The organism is Dietzia sp. SYD-A1, from assembly GCF_015356725.1.
Taxonomy (GTDB): Bacteria; Actinomycetota; Actinomycetes; order Mycobacteriales; family Mycobacteriaceae; genus Dietzia.
Window position 1 is genome coordinate 1 of sequence record NZ_JADDKI010000572.1, and the last position, 1,810, is coordinate 1,810.

Consider the following 1,810-nt stretch of genomic DNA (forward strand, 5'->3'; position numbering starts at 1 on the left):
CGTCAGGAGACTCAATGGCCCCGCTCGACACCGACGCCACCACCCGCTTCCGCGCCGCACGCGACTTCCTGCAGGCCACCGCGGAGGACTACGACGCCGCCCGGGCGGGCTTCGCCTGGCCCGAACTCGACGAGTGGAACTGGGCCCTGAACTGGTTCGACGTCGAGGCCGAGGGGAACAGCGACCCCGCACTGTGGATCGTCGAGGAGCACGACGGCGGCGGCGCCCCCACCGAGGCCAAGTACTCCTTCGACGAGATGCGCGTCCGCTCGGACCGCACCGCCAACTGGCTGCGCGAGCGCGGTGTCGAGCCCGGGGACCGGGTCCTGCTCATGCTCGCCAACCAGGTGGAACTGTGGGACGTCATGCTCGCCGTGATCAAACTCGGCGCCGTCGTCATCCCCGCCACCACCCTGTTGGCGGAGGGCGACCTCCGCGACCGCATCGCCCGCGGCGGGATCAAGCACGTGATCGCCCGCGACGAGCTCGCCGACCGGTTCACCACCATCGCCGGCGACTACCAGCGCATCTCGGTGGGCGGCGCCCCCGAGGGCTGGACCGACCTCGCCGCCGCGATGGACGCGTCCCCCGATTTCGAGCCCAGCCACACCACCCGTGCCGACGACACCCTGCTGCTGTACTTCACCTCCGGGACCACCAGCAAGCCCAAGCTCGTCGAGCACACGCACGCTTCCTACCCCGCCGGGCACCTGTCGACCATGTACTGGATCGGCCTGCAGCCCGGCGACGTCCACCTCAACGTGTCCTCCCCCGGGTGGGCCAAGCACGCCTGGTCCAACGTCTTCACCCCGTGGATCGCCGGATCATGCGTGTTCATCTACAACTACTCCCGCTTCGACGCCACGGCGATGATGCGGGAGATGGACCGCTGCGGCGTGACGAGCCTGTGCTGCCCGCCCACCGTGTGGCGCATGCTCATCCAGGCCGACCTCACCCAGTTGATGGTCCCACCGCGGCTGGCCGTGGGCGCCGGTGAGCCGCTCAACCCCGAGGTGATCGGCCGGGTCCGCGACGCGTGGGGGGTGACCATCCGCGACGGCTTCGGCCAGACCGAGACCACCGTGCAGATCGCCAACACGCCGGGGCAACCCATCAAGGACGGGTCCATGGGCCGGCCCTGCCCCGGCTTCGACGTGGTGCTGGTCGATCCGGCCACCGGGCAGGAGGTCGCCGGCGAGGGCGCCGAGGGCGAGATCTGCCTGCGTCTGGACCCCCGCCCGCTCGGCCTGATGGTCGGCTACCACGGCGACGCCGAACGAACCGATGCCGCCTACGCGGACGGCTTCTATCACACCGGCGACGTGGGGTCGCGCGACTCCGAGGGCTACATCACCTACGTGGGCCGGACCGATGACGTGTTCAAGTCCTCCGACTACCGGATCTCGCCGTTCGAGCTGGAGTCCGTCCTGTTGGAACACCCGGCGGTGGCCGAGGCCGCGGTCGTCCCCTCCCCCGACCCCGTTCGGCTCAGCGTGCCGAAGGCGTTCGTCGTCCTGGCCGGCGGCTGGGAGCCGACCGAGGACACCGCCCGCCAGATCTTCGACTACTCCCGCACCCACCTGGCCGGCTACAAGAGGGTCCGGCGGTTGCAGTTCACCGACCTGCCCAAGACCATCTCGGGCAAGATCCGCCGCGTCGAGCTGCGCAAGGGCGAGAGCGAGAACGGCCCGTCAGTGGACTTCCCCGGCGAGTTCCGCGAGGAATCGCTGCGCTGACGGCCGGCCCCCGGTCTGTGGGGGGCGCGGCTGCGGTCCGTGCCAGCCGGGTCGGCGCGGGCGCGGCCGTGGCC

At 70.9% G+C, this 1,810-nt stretch carries 1 protein-coding gene; it reads left to right on the top strand.

Annotation, left to right across the window (positions count from 1 at the left end):
* Positions 1-14 precede the first annotated feature (14 nt).
* Positions 15-1,736, top strand: coding sequence for an AMP-binding protein (locus IY392_RS17050; RefSeq protein ID WP_194861880.1), 1,722 nt, complete (start codon positions 15-17; stop codon positions 1,734-1,736).
* The last annotated feature ends 74 nt before the right edge of the window (positions 1,737-1,810 follow it).

What these genes read in the sequence shown, in the direction of transcription:
- IY392_RS17050 (WP_194861880.1), top strand. Translation starts at nt 15, where the DNA reads ATGGCCCCGCTCGACACCGACGCCACCACCCGCTTCCGCGCCGCACGC.